Here is a 17,435-nt window from a genome sequence, read left to right on the forward strand (position 1 = left end):
TTATGAAAAAACGATTAACATTAGCAGCATTAAGTTTGATTATGGCTGCAGGGGCAATTGGCACTAATGACACCGTCAAAGCGGAAGAGGGGGAGGTGTTAAAAGTTGATCTATCAAGCAGTACCGGCGAAATTAGACACGGTGCATCCGGTTTTCTATATGGATTGGGGGATAAAGATAATCCAAGTAAAAATTTAATAGCTCCCCTCAGCCCGCAGGTTATTGCCCAAAAGGCACCCGATGGTTTGCAGCATCCAAATGGAGATGCTCTGGATGTGGCTGAAAGTTATGCGGATGCTGGAGGAAAACAGATTCAAATTTATATCCAGGATCGTCTGGAAGAATGGCCGTATGAGGACATTGGTCTGGAAGAATATAAAGATATCGTCGATGAAGTCGTTACAAAGGTCAAACAGCATCCCCAACAAGACAAATTTGCTTATGTCCCTTTTAATGAACCTGATTATATTTGGTATTCTATGGAAGGAGAGAAAAAAACGGAGTTTTTCGAAGATTGGAAAGAAATATATCATTTTATTAGAGAAAGGGATCCAGACACTCCGATAGTTGGGCCCAACACTGCTAATTATAATGAAGAATTTTTTGAAGATTTCTATGAGTTCGCAGCAAAACATGATGTCCTCCCTGATATAACAAGTTGGCATGAATTGTCTAACGACTTTTATGAAGGGTGGTATGATAGATATGACAGCTATAGGGCGATAGAAAATCAATTAGAAATTGAAGAAAGAGAAATATCTATTAATGAATATGCTCAGTTTATGGACTTGTCCACCCCGGGTCAATTGGTCCAATGGATGACGAGATTTGAAAATTCTAAAGTGGATGCTTCTTTAGCCTACTGGCACATTGCCGGAAATCTGAATGATCTGGCAGCAGAAACAAATGTCCCTAACGGAGCATGGTGGCTGTATAAATGGTACGGCCAGATGACAGGAGAGACAGTCAAAGTAACCCCTCCTGAGAGGAATGAAGCAGGACTGCAGGGAATTGCTTCGTTGGATAGTGAAAAAAGGCAGGCCCGAGTGATTTTGGGAGGGACAAACGGACAAGCCGATGTTGAAATAGAAGGGCTTAATGAATTAACGAACAACAACCAGCAGGTAAATGTGAAAGTAGAAGCAACCGATTGGAGTGGTCATAAAGGCGAACAGGGTAAACCTGATCTGCAGTATCAGAAAACACGAAAAGTCAATAATGGAAAAATAACTGTTCCAGTTGAAAATATGGACCCAATGGCAGCTTATCAAATACAGGTATCCCCAAAAACAAAAGATAAAGACAGTAATGATCAATATTGGAAAGGAACATTTGAAGCCGAAGATGCAGAATTGATAAATGCCCGGACTGTTCCAAGCGGTTCTTTGGAAAACCCTGGAGAAAATGCATCATCCGGTGAAGAACATGTCGGATATATTGATTATGATGACAGCAGGGTTAATTTTCAGGTAAACGTTCCGGAAGCAGGAAGGTACACGATGGACATTTTTTATGGAAACGGGACACGAAGTATGGCTCAGCAAATAATGAAAGTCAATGATCAAGACTGGGAATTCATTGACTATCAACCTACGCCAGACTGGACATTTTTCGGAACTAAACAAGTCGAATTAAAACTTGAAAAAGGCGAAAATGACATCACGTTCGGTCGTTATGCTGAATCAATCGGAGGCACAGAAGGCGGAGGAGTGACCTTGGATAAGATTGACCTTCAACCGGTAAAAGAGGACGCCGCAGTACTCTACGAGGCTGAGGATCAAACCCTGTCCGGTGCTGCTGAAATAGATTATCGGCCTAAAAAAAATAAAGGAAATGCGGTAGTTAGTTTCAGCCAGGAAGAAGCAAGTTTGGAATTTGTTATCTATGCGGATGAAAACGCGGTGCACGAGTTAAATTTTCAATATTTATTAGAGGAAGCAGCCAAAAAAAGAGAGGATTATAAATTAAACCTATATGTAAATAACGATAGGCTTAAAAACATGTCATTCAGTGAAAATAGAGCAGGTGCTTTGCATACGAAAGAATTATTTTTGGAAAAAGGGATTAATAGAGTGAAATTGCAAAAAGATGCAGGAGAGGAAGTTCCCGTGTCTATTGATCATGTAGTGGTCGAAAACAGCAGCTTGAATAATCAGCAAAGTTATGAAGCGGAAGAAAATAGGGCGGCAGGAGATGTAATGATTGAAAAAGATCCCTATGCAAGCAACGGCAGATATGTAGAAGATATTGGGAACGGTGCAGAAAATACGCTGATTTTTGAAGATATCGAAGTTTCGGTTGCAGGAGATTATAAAATGATTGTACGTTATGCGAATGATGAAAGATGGGAAGGACATGACTATAATCTTGACGTGGTAGACCGGTATGCCGATATTACCGTAAATGAGGAAGAATCGCAGCGCCGTTATTTTAGAACAACCTATGGCTGGAATAGTTACAGAGAAAAAGTGGTGGACGTTTCATTGAATCAAGGAAACAATACTATTGAATTTTCAAATGAAGAGGCTTACGCTCCCAATATTGATCAAATTAAAATCGTTCGTAATCAATAAAACAACTAAAGCAGCTGAAAAAGAGAGGTTTTGGCCTCTCTTTTTCTTTGGTCAATCATGGTACAATGAAATGGATATTTTTAGAAAAAGGGGAGGTCAAGAATGCCGGAAGCAGTGTATTGGGGAGATGTGCTATTTTCCCTGCTCACGTTTGCTGTTATTGCGGTTGTCCTTGTTCTTGTAGCGCTGCTGATTATGCAATTTCTCCAGAAAAAGCGGAAACAGAGAGAATCAGAAGAAATGAATGAAAAACTGGACAAGATTATTTCTCTTCTTGAAAAAGAAGATGGTTTTCGGAAGTAAAGGAAAGGAGTATGATAAACCTATACTCGCTCAAAAAGTGAAGGTGTGGCAAACATGAAAAATGTAATAGCGGTTGGGATAGGTGGAGCAGCGGGTACATATCTTCGTTATATTATAAACACGCAGCTTCCCGCTGATTTTCCAGTTGGAACGATGATCGAAAATATCACAGGAAGCCTATTGCTTGGACTGCTGTCCGGCTGGTTTGCAGTGAAAACCCCGCGGGATTGGGTCAAAGCTGGATTGGGCGTCGGTCTTTGCGGCGGATACACGACCTTTTCTGCTTTTGCTGCAGATACGGTGGATCTCTACACCGGGCAGATGATAGCTCCGGCGGTATGGTATATGTTCGTTACGCTGTTTCTTGGGATTATTTTTGCTATGATAGGGTTTGCTGCCGGGCAGAAAGCAGGAGGGGAGCACCTATGACAGCATTGTGTCTGACGGCAGGAGGAGCGCTCGGAGCGATATGCCGCTACCTGCTTGGAAAATGGTTTGGACGATTTCAGTCCACCATACCGTTTCCGATCCCGATGCTGTTCGTTAATATTGCCGGTTCTTTCGGCCTTGGTCTTTTTTTTGGCGGATTCTATGGAGGGATACCGGCAGAGGCTTATACCGACCCGTGGTTTCTTTTCGGCGGTGTTGGTTTTTTTGGTGCATTTACAACGTTTTCCACATTCAGCATGGAGGCGTTTCATTTGCTGGAAAAAAGAGAATATCCGACTTTATTAATATATACGGGGTTATCCGTTGGCGGAGCTTTCCTTAGTTTTGGGACAGGATTGTGGATAGGAGGCTGATGAAATGGAAGAACTCCGTTTCTGAGCGATCGGTCGATAGAGCGCTTTACGTTTAGGAGACCCTGACGGAATAGTGGTTCAATAAGCTTGGTGTATCCAAAAGTTGTTATAGCAGGGATCAGGGTGACAGGTTCGGTATTTGAAAACGAACGACTCTTCTGGTTTCCTATGGAAGGAAAACACGCGGCTGGAAAGGCTTTCGGACGAATAGAAGCGTATATCCCTGATTGACAGGTATTGGGACGAGTCCTATAATGTGTAGCAATTCTTACATTTTATGATATAAAAAGAACAGCGTTCCTTAATAAGGAACAAAGGAGAGGTGTATAGTGAAAATTACAGGGTATGAACTATTCCAGGTCCCGCCAAGATGGTTATTTTTGAAAATCGAGACGGATGAAGGACTTATTGGATGGGGAGAGCCGGTGATTGAAGGGCGGGCCCATACGGTCAAAGCAGCTGTGGAAGAATTGATGGAATACATAGATGGCCGGGATCCCCTTCGGATAGAAGATCACTGGAACATGTTGTACCGCTCTGGTTTTTATCGCGGCGGGCCGATTCTGATGAGTGCCCTTGCTGGTATTGATCAGGCGTTGTGGGATATTAAAGGGAAATACTATAACGCTCCCATTTATGATTTGCTGGGCGGCGCATGCCGGGATTCGATCCGTGTTTATTCCTGGATTGGCGGGGACCGGCCGGCAGATGTGGGAGAAGCTGCGAAAAATGCGGCAGACACCGGATTTACGGCAATAAAAATGAATGGAACGGAAGAACTGCAGTATATCGATTCCTATGAAAAAATAGATGCCGTTGCTGAAAGGGTTGCAGCGGTCCGGGAAGCCGTCGGGAAAGGCGTCGGCATCGGTGTCGATTTCCACGGCAGGGTGCATAAACCCATGGCGAAAGTGCTGGCAAAAGAATTAGAACCTCATCGTCCGATGTTTTTAGAAGAACCGGTGGTCCCGGAAAACAACGAAGCACTCCGGGATATTGCCAATCATACTCACATCCCGATTGCGACGGGCGAGAGAATGTTTTCAAGGTGGAATTTCAAACCGCTTTTGGAAGATGGATATGCTGATATCATACAGCCGGATTTGTCTCATTCCGGCGGTATTACAGAAACGAAAAAGATTGCATCGATGGCAGAAGCATATGACGTTGCGGTCGCGCCGCATTGTCCGCTCGGCCCGATCGCCCTGGCTGCCTGCCTGCATGTGGATGCTACCTCCCACAACGCTTTTATCCAGGAGCAGAGCCTTGGAATTCATTACAATAAAGAAAATGATCTACTGGACTATATTAAAGACCGCCATGTATTTAACTACGAGAACGGCCATGTTAGAATCCCTCAGGGAGCAGGACTTGGTATAGAAATCAATGAAGACTATGTGAGAGAACGGGCAGCCGAAGGCCACAATTGGAAAAATCCAGTCTGGCGCCACGCTGACGGCAGTATTGCAGAATGGTAAAAGAAATCCGCCGCTGACTTGTCATCAGCGGCGGATTTTTTGAAGCAGAAGCGGTTCCTGTAAATAGTGGCTTTTTGGAGAAAACAGCCAGGCAAGAGGACATTTATTCCGCTAAATCCTCACTTTACTTTTCTACATTCTGCGTCTGGAAATTGCTTCCCGCATTTTGGTTACGGCCTGCTGCGTCTGCTCCTGTTTTTTTACACTGTAATTGACATACAGGGCATCCAGCAGAGACAGTTCTGCTATTCGTGAGGACAGGGCCTCGGACCGATATTCTGTCTCCTCGGAGGTGGTATACAGACAGACATCCACCTGTTTGCTCAGCGGCGATTTAGCCAAATTCGTGATCCCGATTGTGACCGCCCCACTCTGCTTTGCAACTTCTAATACTTCCAGCAGGTCTTTATTCGACCCAGTGTGGGAAATAAAGAATGCTGTATCTTCGCTGTTCAACTGGGACGCATCCATCAGCTGCAGGTGGGTATCGGTATAAGCAAAACACGGCACGCCTGTGCGGATAAATTTATGCTGGCCGTCCAGAGCCGTGATTCCTGAGCCGCCGTTTCCGTAAAAATGAAGCTGACGTGCTTGAAGGATATGGGAAAGCACTTCCTGAAACCTGGAAGTTTCCTGTATATCCTTTGTGAACTGGATCGCATTTACATTAGACTGAAATACTTTAGCCATAATCTCCATCTCGGAATCCTCTTCGTTGATTTCTTCGTGAATATCTTGAATGGGATGTACCAACTCTGAAGCGAGTGCTATTTTCATAGCCTGATATCCCTTAAACCCCAGTCTTTTGCAAAAACGAAAAACCGTGGCATCCGCCACCATTAAATCGTCCGCTACCTGATTAATCGTGGAATGGATGATCGATTCCGGATACTGAAGAATATAATCAGCAATTAACCGTTCTTTCTCACTTAACTGCCTATGGGAAGAGCGAATGCGGTGCAGCACATGAGTCGTATTTTCTTCTGTCATCACGCTATGCTCCTTTATCATTGGGTATACTGTATAGTTTATACGAAAAAAATTTTCAATAAAAGAATAACGATAAAAAATTTTTCATTTGTATCTATTGATTCGAAAAAAATTTCATGTATAATGTGACTGAAAGAAAAAAAATTTAATAAATAATAAATGAAACTGGAAACGGTTTTATGTTTGCAGAAACGTGAGGGATAACTATGAGCAAACAAATCGTGATTGGGCTGGATATTGGTACGACAAGCACAAAAAGTCTGGCTTATGATACAGAAGGGGAAATATGGGCAGAAGTAGAACGGGAATATCCGCTTTATTCACCGGATCCAGCCTGGAAGGAACAGGATCCTGAAGAGATTTTGGAAGCGGTTGAGAAAACGCTTGCTTCTGTAATAAATACAGTTCAGAACAAAGGCGCTGTGGTGGCAGGAGTAGGATTCAGCGCGGCCATGCACAGTCTTCTGGCTTTGGATGGGGAAGGAAAGATTCTGACCAATGCTGTTACGTGGGCCGATCAACGTTCCGTGAAAGAAGCAGAAGAGCTGAAAGAAAGCGGCGGACACGACATTTATTTACGAACAGGCACACCGATCCATCCGATGTCTCCGCTTACGAAGCTGATGTGGTTTCAAAAATATCAGCCGGACGTCTGTGAAAAGGCTGCCAAATGGATCTCTATTAAAGAATATATTATTTATCAATTATTTGATCGGTTCATTGTCGACCATTCCATCGCTTCAGCAACGGGGTTATTTGAATTACAAACGAAACAGTGGGACGAAGGCGCGTTAAGAACAGCAGGCATCAGGGAAGATCAATTGTCTGAGCTGGTTCCTACTACGTATATTTTAAGAGGTTTACAGGAAAGCGCTGCAGCCAGGCTCAATCTTCCAAAAGAGACTCCGTTTATTGCAGGAGCCAGTGACGGAGTGCTGGCTAATATTGGAGCAGGTGCAATAGAACCGGGACAGGTCGCCTGTTCAATCGGAACAAGCGGGGCGATACGAACAGTGGTTAATGAACCAGCTGTTGATCCGAAAGGCCGGATTTTTTGTTATGAGCTGATGGAAAACCAGTGGGTTATCGGCGGTCCGATTAACAACGGGGGAATTGCGTTCCGGTGGATCAAAGATCAGCTTTTTCCTGAGCAGAAAGACGAAGCAGATGGAAAAGGAAACAGTAGATATGAGGAGCTGACTGCCAGAGCTGAAAAAATAAAACCCGGGGCGGATGGTCTCCTGTTTCTTCCGTATCTAATGGGAGAACGTGCTCCTTTCTGGGATTCCGACACGAAAGGAGTATTTTTCGGCCTGACGTTGTCTCATGGAAGGGATCATATGGTAAGAAGTGTGCTCGAAGGTGTCATGTATCAGATGTATTCTGTGGTTATTGCTTTGATAGAAGCAGGAGTTAAGCCAACGGAATACCGTGCCGGCGGAGGTTTTGCCCGATCCGAACTCTGGCGCCAGATGATGGCGGATATATTTGAAGAGGAAATTGTGATTCCAGAAAGCCATCAAGGTTCCTGCTTCGGGGCAGCCTGGCTGGCAATGAAATCACTGAATATCATCCAGGATTTCTCCAGTGTCCAGGAGATTATTAAAACGAATATCAGACATCAACCTATAGAAGAAAATGTAACGGCCTACCGGGACATTAAGCCGATCTTCCTTCGATTGGCGAGAGGGCTTCACAGTGAATTTCAGGCGATAGCAGAAGTTCAACGTAAGCATGCAGCAGGGGAGAGGACACTTTCATCTACAGATTAACAATCGAAAGGGGAAACGAAAAATGGAATCCACAGCAGGATTAGTCATTGTAGCCGTCCTTGCGGTGATTGCACTTTTATTTTTAGTCATGAGAACAAAATTGCAGGCCTTTATTGCTCTGCTCTTGGTCAGTCTATTGGTTGGACTGGCTGTAGGAATGCCTCCGGGAGAGATAATTACAACCATTGAAGAAGGAATGGGTGGCACCCTCGGGTTCATTGCCGTTATTATTGGACTGGGTGCGATGTTCGGTGAAATGCTTCGTGTATCTGGAGGAGCGGAACGTCTTGCGATCACCTTAATGGATAAATTTGGTGAGAAAAATGTATCCTGGGCCATGGGGCTGACAGGTTTCATTGTGTCCATTCCAGTCTTTTTGGATGTTGCACTGGTTATTCTTATTCCGATTATTTACAGCTTGACACAGAAAACTAAAAAGTCTCTTTTGCATTTTGGAATCCCGCTGCTTGCTGGCCTTGCGGTTACACATAGTTTTATACCGCCAACGCCGGGGCCGATATCTGTGGCCTCGATTATTGATGCGGACCTGGGCTGGGTGATCCTGTTCGGTGCTATTGCCGGTCTGCCCGCTATGATTATTGGCGGTCCAATTTTCGGGAAATACATCGGAAACAAAATCCATGTAGAAGTCCCGGATTATATGATGGAGCAGGTAAAAGATGTAGACTACGACCGCGATCTCCCCAGTTTCATAAGCGTGGTAAGCATCATCACCCTGCCGCTGGTATTAATTTTAGTGAATACTACATCAGATCTTGTTTTATCCGATGACAGCACGCTTCAATCCGTTTTAACTTTTATCGGACATCCGTTTGTGGCTCTAACGGCAGCAGCGCTGCTGACATTCTATGTGTTCGGGATAAAACGAGGGTATAAGAAAGAAGAAATACAGCAGATTACAACAAAAGCCTTGGAACCAGCAGGTATTATCATTTTGGTTACCGGCGCCGGGGGCGTTTTCGGCGAAATGCTGATCAGTTCCGGCATTGGAGATATTCTGGCGGATGCTATGGAAGGCATGCAGATGCCGCTCATCGTCTTTGCATTTATTGCAGCGACGGTTGTACGGGTGGCTCAGGGTTCCGCCACCGTCTCGATGGTAACTGCTGCAGGACTTGTCGCTCCGCTGATTGAATCGTTTGATGTCAGTGAACCGATGCTCGGTCTCCTGGTTATTGCAATAGCATCCGGAGCAACTGTGTTTTCCCATGTAAATGACTCCGGTTTTTGGCTGGTCAACCGCTATTTCGGTCTGACCGAAAAGCAGACACTAAAAACGTGGACGGTAATGGAGACGATTATTGGGTTTGTTGGATTTGGGGTAGCATTGCTGCTTAGTCTATTTGTTTAAACTCTAAAAAAGAGGGGACAGCTTATGAAAGTAGGATTAATAGGACTTGGAAAAATGGGATATAACATTGGCCTGCAGATGATGGAAAAGGACCATGCCCCTGTCGCTTTTGATGTCGAGCAAAGTACTGTAGACACCTTTGAAGAAGCCGGCGGGGAAGGAGCTTTCTCGTTAAAGGAATTAACGGAAAAACTCGACTCCCCGAGAGTGATTTGGGTGATGGTTCCAGCCGGGGATATTACGGATAACGTACTCGAAGAAATCGCCCCGCTGCTGGACAAGGAAGATATCCTTATTGAAGCGGGAAACTCTCATTATAAAAGTACGATGGCACATCATAAAACAATGAAAGCCCGCGGCATCCACTTCTTTGATGTTGGAACGAGCGGAGGGATTTCCGGGGCAAGACACGGAGCCTGTTTTATGATAGGAGGGAACAAAGAAGTATTTCATCAAACGTTGGAACCCTTGTTTAAAGATTTATCTGTGGAAAACGGCTATTTTTATACAGGCGAAGGCGGAAGCGGCCACTATTTGAAAATGATTCATAATGGTATTGAATATGGGATGATGGCAGCTATCGGGGAAGGTTTCGAACTGTTGGAAAAAAGTCCTTTTGATTATGACTATGAGGGTGTTGCAAACATCTGGAATAATGGTTCTGTCATCCGCGGCTGGCTGATGGAACTCATGGGAGAAGCTTTTAAAAAAGATGCGAACCTGGAGGATATCCGCGGGGTTATGCATTCTTCCGGGGAAGGGAAATGGACCGTCGAATCTGCCCTTGATTATGAAGCGGCCGCTCCGGTTATTGCTCTCTCTCTCATGATGCGATACCGCTCCCAGGAAACAGATACGTTTACCGGCAAAGTCGTCGCTGCGCTCCGCCATGAGTTCGGGGGCCACTCTACCGAAAAAACAGAATAACACGACAAAAGATAAGACGTTTTTCTGTGGAAGGCCAGCAGGATGCGGGTCCGATCGGCGCCCTCCAGGAGATACCGCCCTTAGCCGGACCTCCTTTATTCGAGCTGTGCCCACGGAAAGCGAAGTATTTTGAAGGATGGGTGCCCAAAAAGTTCCGAACGAATTATGGAATAATCGTTCGGAATTTTTTATTTCTTCATAGCCAGCTCCATTTTTATCTTACCATCGTATTGTCCCAGCCCCTTTTCTTCCCTTTTGTTTCCGACGAGCTTTCTATATATAAGAAAAGTGTCATTGGATGTCTTTTCCTGTACAATAGAGATATACTTTTTGTTTCATCAAAGAAAGGTTTCAGATACTTATGCTGCTTACAGGTGTCATTGTATTTATCGTATTATTCATAGGAAGTTTTATTCAGGGAGCGAGTGGATTTGGATTCGGTTTGTTTGCGATGAGCTTTCTGCCGTTTTTGTTTTCAGTCAAAGACAGTACGCTGCTTGTGATGGCCCTGGCTCTTGTCACCTGCATTACCATTTTTTTAAAGGTATATAAACATATTGATTTCAAAAAACTGGGATATTTATTAACCGGGGCTATTGTCGGAAGAATTGGCGCCTATTTTGTCCTTCACCATTACGGGGAAATGGACGCAATGAAGAAGATTCTGGGCTTCGTCCTCATTGGAATGGTGGTCTACATTCTGCTGCAAAAAAATCCCCAGGAGAGAAAACAGGCAGAGAACCCTGTTTTCCCCATTGTAATTGGTGGGCTGGGAGGCTTTATCGGAGGAGTTTTCGTGGTAGGCGGGCCCTTTTTTGTATTTTATCTGCTTATGGTATGTAAAGATAAATATGCCTACAGCGCTAATATTCAGGCTGTCTTTGTCCTTAGCGCTCTTGTGACACTGCTTCTGCACGGATTCAGCGGGGACCTCCATCTTGAATTACTGGTTTACTTTTTCATCGGCTTTCTAAGTGTCATAGCTGGTTCCAGGCTCGGAATGATGTGGTTTAAACGCCTTTCCCAGGAAAATATCAAAAAGCTGGCGAGCATTATCGTGGCCCTGGCCGGGCTGAATTTAATTATTTTTGCTTGACAGACCGGGAGACCGGTCTGCTTTTGCAAGCGCAAGTAAGACACGATGTTAAAAAGGAACTTTTCTAAAATCGTACATGCCCTGTGCCGGGCGTTGAATTTACCATCTTCTGCAGAAGCCCTTGTTCTCTGAAGTGAAAACGTCCCGTCTGCAGCGGATGCCTGCTTCTACAGGGACAAGGATGGGGTGATGGACTGCCCGCCCCTCGTTTCTTAGAACCAGTATTGTTCACGGACATTCTCTGGAATATGGTGTCTATAATGGACGTATTAAAAACACATGAAGGAAAAAGAGAAGCTCAAATGGTTGGTAAAAAGAATAAAGGACAAAATAAGTAGTTCAAGTTTAGAAAATGGCTCCTATCCTCGATTATTAGACACTTTCAAACCGCTCCTGTCTCCAATGCCGTTGCTCAAATGAAAACAGAAAGTTTCAACGCTTTCTGTCCCATCCAATTTTTACGTTACTCTCCGCTGCAGTTGTCCCTAAATCACCCGGAAGCTCCACTGTTCTTTTTCGTTTTTACTTCGAATCGGTAAAGCCCGTACATGATAAAAAAGACAATAAGAGCAACGGTTTCCAGGGATAAAATATAATACGGCCAGGGGCCGAGCCAGTCGATTGGCGTGGTCTGCTCCGGTTTTTTCATCAAGTACATATAATTTCCGCCGGTTAAAAGGTTTAAGAGAAACACGAGTGCGGCATATAGATTCAGCACTCCCCATGCCCGGAAAACAGATGTTACCCGCAACGTCCGTTGTTCGACAACGAGCATATAACAGACTGCCAGAATAACCAGACTATGGGTAATAAAAAAGTGGAAGAAACGATAATGGGGAAATCCGTAATGAGCCAGATCAGGCGTAATAATTGTAAGGAGGGCACTTCCTACTCCCGCGAAGAACGTTACTTCAAACCATATTTTATGACCGGCGGTAAAGGCCAGAATTGTTGTAATCCAGACAAAACTGGTCAAATGCAGAGGCAGAGCATAAGAGGCATCCCAGACCCCGTTGGTTATATAAAAAATCTGCAGGGATATTTCCCCTAAAATAAAAAGAGCACTAATTCCTCTATGTATATACTTTTGTGCATTGCAGCGGCGAAAGCCTTTGCGTCCTTTGATCATAGTAAAACACAGAAGTAATAAAATGATAAATACCAAAATATGCGCCGTCCCCATCCATGTAAAGGATGGTCCTGAATGATTGTACTGCCACCACCACATACTTGGCCCCCTTTTTCCATGTCTCTCCTATTTTACTATGGAAAAAGACAAATAACGATTAATTTTTATCATTGACTAGAATAACATTTAACTGTATTATACTAATAGTACACTGATACAATAATACAATTGGAGGTTTAAATATGACAAGTTGGCTTGCGCTGTTAAAAAAAGAATTTCTATTAACAAGGGTGATATTTTTTATCGGTCTTGGCTTAATCCTATTTGTCCTGGGGCTCACCTATTTTATTGAATTAAAAAATCCCCACATCACGGGAATGATGCTGGGGGCCATCGGAGGGGGAGTGGCTGCTCATATCTTTTATCTGCCAATCTACACGGCTGTCAGTTTATTTCGGGAATCGAATACCCTGCATTTATGGCTCCATTCTCCTCATTCTATGTACAGCCTGCTCCTTGCAAAATTAGCAGCCGGTGTTATCTGTATGTTTTGTTCCCTGTTATTAAACGGAACCATTTTCCTGGTACTTGGGAATGTTTTTCTTTCAGAAAGATACACCTCACTGGCTGTGTTTGATAATATCATTCTGGCCGGGAGCGGGGGCGTTGCGTTGATAGGTTCTTCCTTATCTCTTGCCCTGCATGTGTTATTTTTCATCTCCGTTTATTTTGTGCTTAGAGGCTGGATGGGCAAATGGGCCTGGTTTGTTATCCTGGTATTATTTATACTATACAGCTGGGTGACCGATCTGATAGGCAGCCTTTCCTGGGTTCAAGCTCTGAATAACTGGGGCGCGGTGTCCTTTGAATTAAAGACTCCGTTATTGCAGCAATATTCATTAGATACGATGCAATTCGCATTTGGATTTATTTTCATTCAATTAGTTGTGATGATTATTCTATTTGTGGCGTCAGCCAAGCTTATCGATCATAAAGTAGAGGTGTAGCCGTGTGACTCATACATTTGATGCATCAAAGCCGATTTACCGGCAGCTGGCGGATCAGATATATTGGCGGATATTAAGAGGGGAATTAAGAGCGGGGGAAAAGCTCCCTTCCGTGCGGGAAACAGCCGTTGAATTTGGCGTCAATCCAAATACGGTTTCAAGAACGTATAGTGAAATGGAAAGAGACGGTGTGGTGGAATCCAAACGCGGTCAGGGAACCTTTGTCAGTGAAGACCAGAGCGTCCTGGATCAATGGAGGGAAGGCATGAAACAATCTTATATTCGGCAGTTTGTGCAGGAAATGAAAGCGATGGGGTTTTCCGAAGCTGTGATTTTGAACGGTTTGAAAACGTTTCTGGAGGAGGATAATGAATGATTTCTTTACAAAATGTAAGCAAACATTATTTAGCTAAAAAAGCGGTACAGGATGTCACGCTTCACATACCGGCCGGGGGGATTACTGGTCTTGTCGGGGAAAACGGCAGCGGCAAGTCGACGATTTTAAAGATGGTGTCCGGGCTTATTCATCCGAGCCGGGGAACGCTTCAGGTGGATCAAACTCCGGTGAATCGCAGAATCGCGGAGAAAGTGGCATTTTTGTCTGAATTAGATGCGTTTTATCGTTTCTATACCGTTCAAAATATGGTCGATTTTCAAGCTTCTCAATTCCGTGATTTTAACCGGGCGCGGGCAGAAGAAATGCTCACTTTTATGAAACTTGATCCTGACAGTAAAATAAAATCTTTATCCAAAGGAAACCGGGGGCGTTTGAAGATTGTCCTCACCCTTGCAAGAGATGCCCCGGTTATATTAATGGATGAGCCGTTGTCCGGACTGGATCCTATGGTCAGGGATTCTATTGTAAAAAGTTTGATTTCTTTTATTGATGTAGAACGTCAGACTGTGGTAATGACTACCCATGAAGTGAACGAGATGGAACCTTTATTTGACAGGGTGATAGCGATTAAAGATGGAAAAATTTTAGGAATGGCGGAGACGGAAGATATACGAACCAGCCAGGGGCTGCGGGTAGTGGACTGGATGGCCGAACACTACAAAAACCAGGATTAACGTTCCGGAGATGTATGTTATGATAGGGAAAACGACGATGAAGTAGGCTTGGGTCATGTTTACTAAAATAAAAGCGAAACGGTTTAAGTTTTTAGGTGCCAGGTTAATAAAAACAGGAATTGCGGTTTATGTCGCTGCCTTTATCTGTCATTGGGCAGGGCTTCCGGCTGCATTTGCCGTCATTACAGCCATTGTCACACTCGAACCAACCGCAGCAGCCTCCATAAGAAAAGGGATAAAACGGTTTCCTGCTACACTGATTGGAGCCGCTCTGGCGGTTACTGCCGTATCCATTTTTGGTCATAACGCAGCAGCCTATGCTATTGCTGCCGTGTTTACTATTTATGCATGTAATCTTCTGCATTTAGAAGTAGGAACGCTGGTGGCGACGTTGACAGCGGTAGCTATGATCCCCGTTACAGAAGGAGCTTACTTCCTGTCCTTTGTGGAAAGGGCAGGAACTACTACGATCGGGCTGGCCGTATCGGCGATGGTCAATTTCTCTATTTTACACCCGCGTTTTTCAGAGTTAATCTCGGCAAAAAATACAAGAATCATTGATGAAATAACGACAGTGCTGGAGAAACGAACGGAGGAGCTTTGTCAGGATAAACCGGCTTCCAAGTCCACCCGCCAGCGTTTTCAGCAGCTGCAGAAGAATATCGACCGTGCCATGGACCTTGTTTACTACCAGCGGGAAGAATGGAAATATCACCGGTATAGCGCCAAGTATATTGATTATTTCACTTATGAAAACCGCCGGCTGGAGGCACTGGAGAGGATTGTTTACCATATAAACAGTTTGTTTATGCTGAGAGAAGTAGACGATACCTTTCATTATGGAGAAAAGGAATTGTGCGTGCGGGGGTTTCAGTCGATTATTACGGTGTTGAATCACCCGGAGCACCATATTCCCAAAGAACATCACGAGCTTGTCTCTGAGGTAGACCATCATTTCTGGCATATTCAGGAAACTCATCCTGATATGATCTCTTATCGGTATCATCATCAGTTTTCCAAAGAAATTATTGTATTTTATGTTATTTTATCTATTCATGATCGTCTGGAAGATATGGAGCAATTACATCAGAGGCATCAAAAAAAGCACAGCCTTCCTTCATAAGGAAGGTCGTGCTTTTTTTTACCAATTGTAATAATTGTCAATTCCGTCAAATATAGCGTCTGCCGCCTCGTCGGGGTAGCTCTCCTGCTTCATTCGCTGTGCATCATCCGGGTTGGTTACAAAACCAAGTTCAATTAAGCTGCTTGGCATGGTCGTGTTTTTAATAACGACAAATCCCGCATCTGAAACACGGCGGTCGCTCATGCCGGTTTGGTTGACGAGTTCTTCCTGAATGGATTCCGCCAGGGCCCGGCTCTCGGATCCTTTATAATTGTTGTTGTAATAGGTTTCCGCGCCATGAGCGGATGCTTTGTACGCATTGGAATGAATACTGATGAAAGCATCAGCATCAGCGGATTCGGCGACTTCCACCCGCTCATTCAAGCCGAGAAAGGTGTCATCGGAACGGGTCATAACAACATCCACATCCGCCTCTTCCAATCGTTCTTCTACTTCCAGTGCTACATCCAGATTAATGTCTTTTTCAATCAGACCATTGCCGGATGCGCCATTATCATGATCTCCGTGCCCTGCATCCACCACGATGGTCTGATTCGTGAGGGCGTCTTCGCCGGGTTCTTTTTCCTGAAGGTAGTAACGATGGACATATCCTTCTCCATCTCCGTAGTCGACAAGTGCCCAGTCTTCTCCAGTATGTTCGTATACATCAACCGTATCTCCGCTGTTCAGCTTGGAAATGACGTCTCCATCTGTACTGCCGTCTGTCCTGACATTCAGATCATCTACTGTGACTTTTGCGACAGAGATTATATTTTCTTTGTCCACATCATCTGGCACATCGGCCGTTCCTTCTTCCGGGTTCTCCCCTTCCGTTTCATCCGGTATTTCTTCTGATTCTTTCTCATCTGAATCAATGTTATCCGCATTATTAATATAGTTTCCATGCACGTAAGCCCATGTCCCCTCGTGTTCTACTTTGAGCCAGTCTCCGTTCCTATCGTAAATGTCGATCGTCGTCCCATCTTCAAGCTTGTCCAAAGATTCGTAGGAGACATCCGGACCGCTTCTAACGTTTAAAGGAGTGTCCGCATCGACTTCCCCTTTATACATCACATTATCGTCAGCCAAATCTTCTTCGGACGGAGAATCTTCACTGGATTCAATATTTTCTTCCAAGGCTCTCGCAAGATAAGCGGAGAATTCCGCACGGGTTGCGGGACTGTTCGGATCAAACTCTCCTTCGTTTTCAATAATGCCCTGATCTACAAGCGTGGTTATGTATTCTTCTGCCCAAAATCCATTCTCGATGTCGTCGAATTGAAGGGAAGCATCAGGGTCGGCCTGTTCAAAAAGTGCCCGGGAGACAACAGCTGCTACCTGCGCTTTTTCTATCTCCCCATTCGGATCAAATTCTCCATTACTCCCCTGGAAAATATCCAGCTCAGCTGCTCTTTCAATGCTGGCATAGGCCCAGAATTCTGTGTCTACATCCGTAAAGGCAGCAGAAGACGAATATAAACCTTCTTCTCCCAGTGCGCTGGTCATCATAACAGATGCCTGGGCCCTGGTGAGCGGCTCTTCTGGACGGAATTCTCCGGACTCATCTCCGGAAGCAACACCCTGCTCTGTCAGATAGGCAATTTCTTCTGCCGCCCAGTAACTGCTGCTTACATCAGAATAGCGGTCGCTTGCTTCCGCTTGATTCTGGGAGAGAGCGGGGAGGACAGATATCGTTAACGCCGCTGCCATCATAGAATATGAGATTTTTTTATAAAAAATGACAAAATCCTCCTCTCGTATTATCTTTCTGCTAATATAAGGCAAGATTCT

General features: G+C 44.5%; 16 protein-coding genes. 13 read left to right on the top strand and 3 right to left on the bottom strand.

The window, feature by feature from the left end; all coding sequences use genetic code 11:
- Positions 1-2: 2 nt before the first annotated feature.
- The 5 genes from G475_RS0110165 to dgoD all read left to right on the top strand — a co-directional run bounded on the left by G475_RS0110165 (position 3) and on the right by dgoD (position 5,157).
- Positions 3-2,573 carry a carbohydrate-binding protein gene (locus G475_RS0110165; protein ID WP_026701211.1) on the top strand — a complete coding sequence of 857 codons (2,571 nt, stop codon included), beginning with the start codon at positions 3-5 and terminating at the stop codon, positions 2,571-2,573.
- 102 nt (positions 2,574-2,675) lie between these two features.
- Positions 2,676-2,876 (top strand): DUF4083 family protein, encoded by a 201-nt coding sequence (locus tag G475_RS0110170; RefSeq protein WP_026701212.1) that lies wholly within the window; start codon positions 2,676-2,678, stop codon positions 2,874-2,876.
- Between the two features lie 54 nt (positions 2,877-2,930).
- Positions 2,931-3,305 carry a fluoride efflux transporter FluC gene (locus G475_RS0110175; RefSeq protein WP_026701213.1) on the top strand — a complete coding sequence of 125 codons (375 nt, stop codon included), beginning with the start codon at positions 2,931-2,933 and terminating at the stop codon, positions 3,303-3,305.
- Positions 3,302-3,679 (top strand): fluoride efflux transporter FluC, encoded by a 378-nt coding sequence (locus G475_RS0110180; protein ID WP_026701214.1) that lies wholly within the window; start codon positions 3,302-3,304, stop codon positions 3,677-3,679. The genes G475_RS0110175 and G475_RS0110180 overlap by 4 nt, the downstream gene beginning before the upstream one ends.
- Before the next feature lie 329 nt (positions 3,680-4,008).
- Positions 4,009-5,157, top strand: coding sequence for a galactonate dehydratase (dgoD, locus tag G475_RS0110190; protein ID WP_026701215.1), 1,149 nt, complete (start codon positions 4,009-4,011; stop codon positions 5,155-5,157).
- Positions 5,158-5,289: 132 nt separating this feature from the next.
- Here the strand turns inward: dgoD and G475_RS0110195 are convergent, their stop codons facing one another.
- Positions 5,290-6,147, bottom strand: coding sequence for a MurR/RpiR family transcriptional regulator (locus G475_RS0110195; RefSeq protein WP_026701216.1), 858 nt, complete (start codon positions 6,145-6,147; stop codon positions 5,290-5,292).
- Positions 6,148-6,353: 206 nt separating this feature from the next.
- Here G475_RS0110195 and gntK point away from each other — a divergent pair, with 206 nt between their 5' ends.
- From gntK to G475_RS0110215, 4 genes are all read left to right on the top strand, one after another.
- Entirely contained in the window at positions 6,354-7,919 is a 1,566-nt protein-coding gene (gene gntK / locus G475_RS24690) for a gluconokinase (RefSeq protein WP_051302388.1), read from the top strand.
- A 22-nt stretch (positions 7,920-7,941) separates the two neighbouring features.
- Complete coding sequence (locus G475_RS0110205; protein WP_026701217.1) at positions 7,942-9,291, top strand: GntP family permease; 1,350 nt, start codon at positions 7,942-7,944, stop codon at positions 9,289-9,291.
- Positions 9,292-9,315: 24 nt separating this feature from the next.
- Positions 9,316-10,218 (top strand): phosphogluconate dehydrogenase (NAD(+)-dependent, decarboxylating), encoded by a 903-nt coding sequence (gene gnd / locus G475_RS0110210; protein WP_026701218.1) that lies wholly within the window; start codon positions 9,316-9,318, stop codon positions 10,216-10,218.
- A 361-nt stretch (positions 10,219-10,579) separates the two neighbouring features.
- Positions 10,580-11,314, top strand: a complete 735-nt coding sequence (locus G475_RS0110215) for a sulfite exporter TauE/SafE family protein (RefSeq protein ID WP_026701219.1) — start codon at positions 10,580-10,582, stop codon at positions 11,312-11,314.
- A gap of 490 nt (positions 11,315-11,804) precedes the next feature.
- Here G475_RS0110215 and G475_RS24695 read toward each other — a convergent pair whose 3' ends face one another.
- Positions 11,805-12,542 (bottom strand): YwaF family protein, encoded by a 738-nt coding sequence (locus G475_RS24695; protein WP_051302390.1) that lies wholly within the window; start codon positions 12,540-12,542, stop codon positions 11,805-11,807.
- A gap of 143 nt (positions 12,543-12,685) precedes the next feature.
- On the opposite strand from G475_RS24695, the gene G475_RS0110225 reads away from it, so the two are divergent.
- From G475_RS0110225 to G475_RS0110240, 4 genes are read left to right on the top strand one after another with little or no spacing between them, the layout of a single operon-like run.
- Positions 12,686-13,450 (top strand): hypothetical protein, encoded by a 765-nt coding sequence (locus G475_RS0110225; RefSeq protein WP_026701220.1) that lies wholly within the window; start codon positions 12,686-12,688, stop codon positions 13,448-13,450.
- Between the two features lie 4 nt (positions 13,451-13,454).
- Positions 13,455-13,826 carry a GntR family transcriptional regulator gene (locus G475_RS0110230; RefSeq protein WP_026701221.1) on the top strand — a complete coding sequence of 124 codons (372 nt, stop codon included), beginning with the start codon at positions 13,455-13,457 and terminating at the stop codon, positions 13,824-13,826.
- Positions 13,823-14,521: an ABC transporter ATP-binding protein gene (locus G475_RS0110235; RefSeq protein ID WP_026701222.1), complete on the top strand. Its 699-nt coding sequence runs from the start codon at positions 13,823-13,825 to the stop codon at positions 14,519-14,521. Before G475_RS0110230 ends, G475_RS0110235 begins: the two co-directional genes overlap by 4 nt.
- 55 nt (positions 14,522-14,576) lie before the next feature.
- Positions 14,577-15,644: an FUSC family protein gene (locus G475_RS0110240; protein WP_026701223.1), complete on the top strand. Its 1,068-nt coding sequence runs from the start codon at positions 14,577-14,579 to the stop codon at positions 15,642-15,644.
- A gap of 18 nt (positions 15,645-15,662) precedes the next feature.
- Here G475_RS0110240 and G475_RS26320 read toward each other — a convergent pair whose 3' ends face one another.
- Complete coding sequence (locus G475_RS26320) at positions 15,663-17,429, bottom strand: N-acetylmuramoyl-L-alanine amidase (protein ID WP_051302392.1); 1,767 nt, start codon at positions 17,427-17,429, stop codon at positions 15,663-15,665.
- Between the last annotated feature and the right edge of the window lie 6 nt (positions 17,430-17,435).

Source organism: Salibacterium aidingense DSM 18341, assembly GCF_000429685.1.
Taxonomy (GTDB): domain Bacteria; phylum Bacillota; class Bacilli; order Bacillales; family Marinococcaceae; genus Salibacterium; species Salibacterium aidingense.

Bases quoted from the DNA above. Each gene is read 5' to 3' on its own strand.
- G475_RS0110165 (WP_026701211.1), top strand. From the start codon at position 3: ATGAAAAAACGATTAACATTAGCAGCATTAAGTTTGATTATGGCTGCA.
- G475_RS0110170 (WP_026701212.1), top strand. From the start codon at position 2,676: ATGCCGGAAGCAGTGTATTGGGGAGATGTGCTATTTTCCCTGCTCACG.
- G475_RS0110175 (WP_026701213.1), top strand. From the start codon at position 2,931: ATGAAAAATGTAATAGCGGTTGGGATAGGTGGAGCAGCGGGTACATAT.
- G475_RS0110180 (WP_026701214.1), top strand. From the start codon at position 3,302: ATGACAGCATTGTGTCTGACGGCAGGAGGAGCGCTCGGAGCGATATGC.
- G475_RS0110195 (WP_026701216.1), bottom strand. From the start codon at position 6,147: ATGACAGAAGAAAATACGACTCATGTGCTGCACCGCATTCGCTCTTCC.
- gntK (WP_051302388.1), top strand. From the start codon at position 6,354: ATGAGCAAACAAATCGTGATTGGGCTGGATATTGGTACGACAAGCACA.
- G475_RS0110205 (WP_026701217.1), top strand. From the start codon at position 7,942: ATGGAATCCACAGCAGGATTAGTCATTGTAGCCGTCCTTGCGGTGATT.
- gnd (WP_026701218.1), top strand. From the start codon at position 9,316: ATGAAAGTAGGATTAATAGGACTTGGAAAAATGGGATATAACATTGGC.
- G475_RS0110215 (WP_026701219.1), top strand. From the start codon at position 10,580: ATGCTGCTTACAGGTGTCATTGTATTTATCGTATTATTCATAGGAAGT.
- G475_RS24695 (WP_051302390.1), bottom strand. From the start codon at position 12,542: ATGTGGTGGTGGCAGTACAATCATTCAGGACCATCCTTTACATGGATG.
- G475_RS0110225 (WP_026701220.1), top strand. From the start codon at position 12,686: ATGACAAGTTGGCTTGCGCTGTTAAAAAAAGAATTTCTATTAACAAGG.
- G475_RS0110235 (WP_026701222.1), top strand. From the start codon at position 13,823: ATGATTTCTTTACAAAATGTAAGCAAACATTATTTAGCTAAAAAAGCG.
- G475_RS0110240 (WP_026701223.1), top strand. From the start codon at position 14,577: ATGTTTACTAAAATAAAAGCGAAACGGTTTAAGTTTTTAGGTGCCAGG.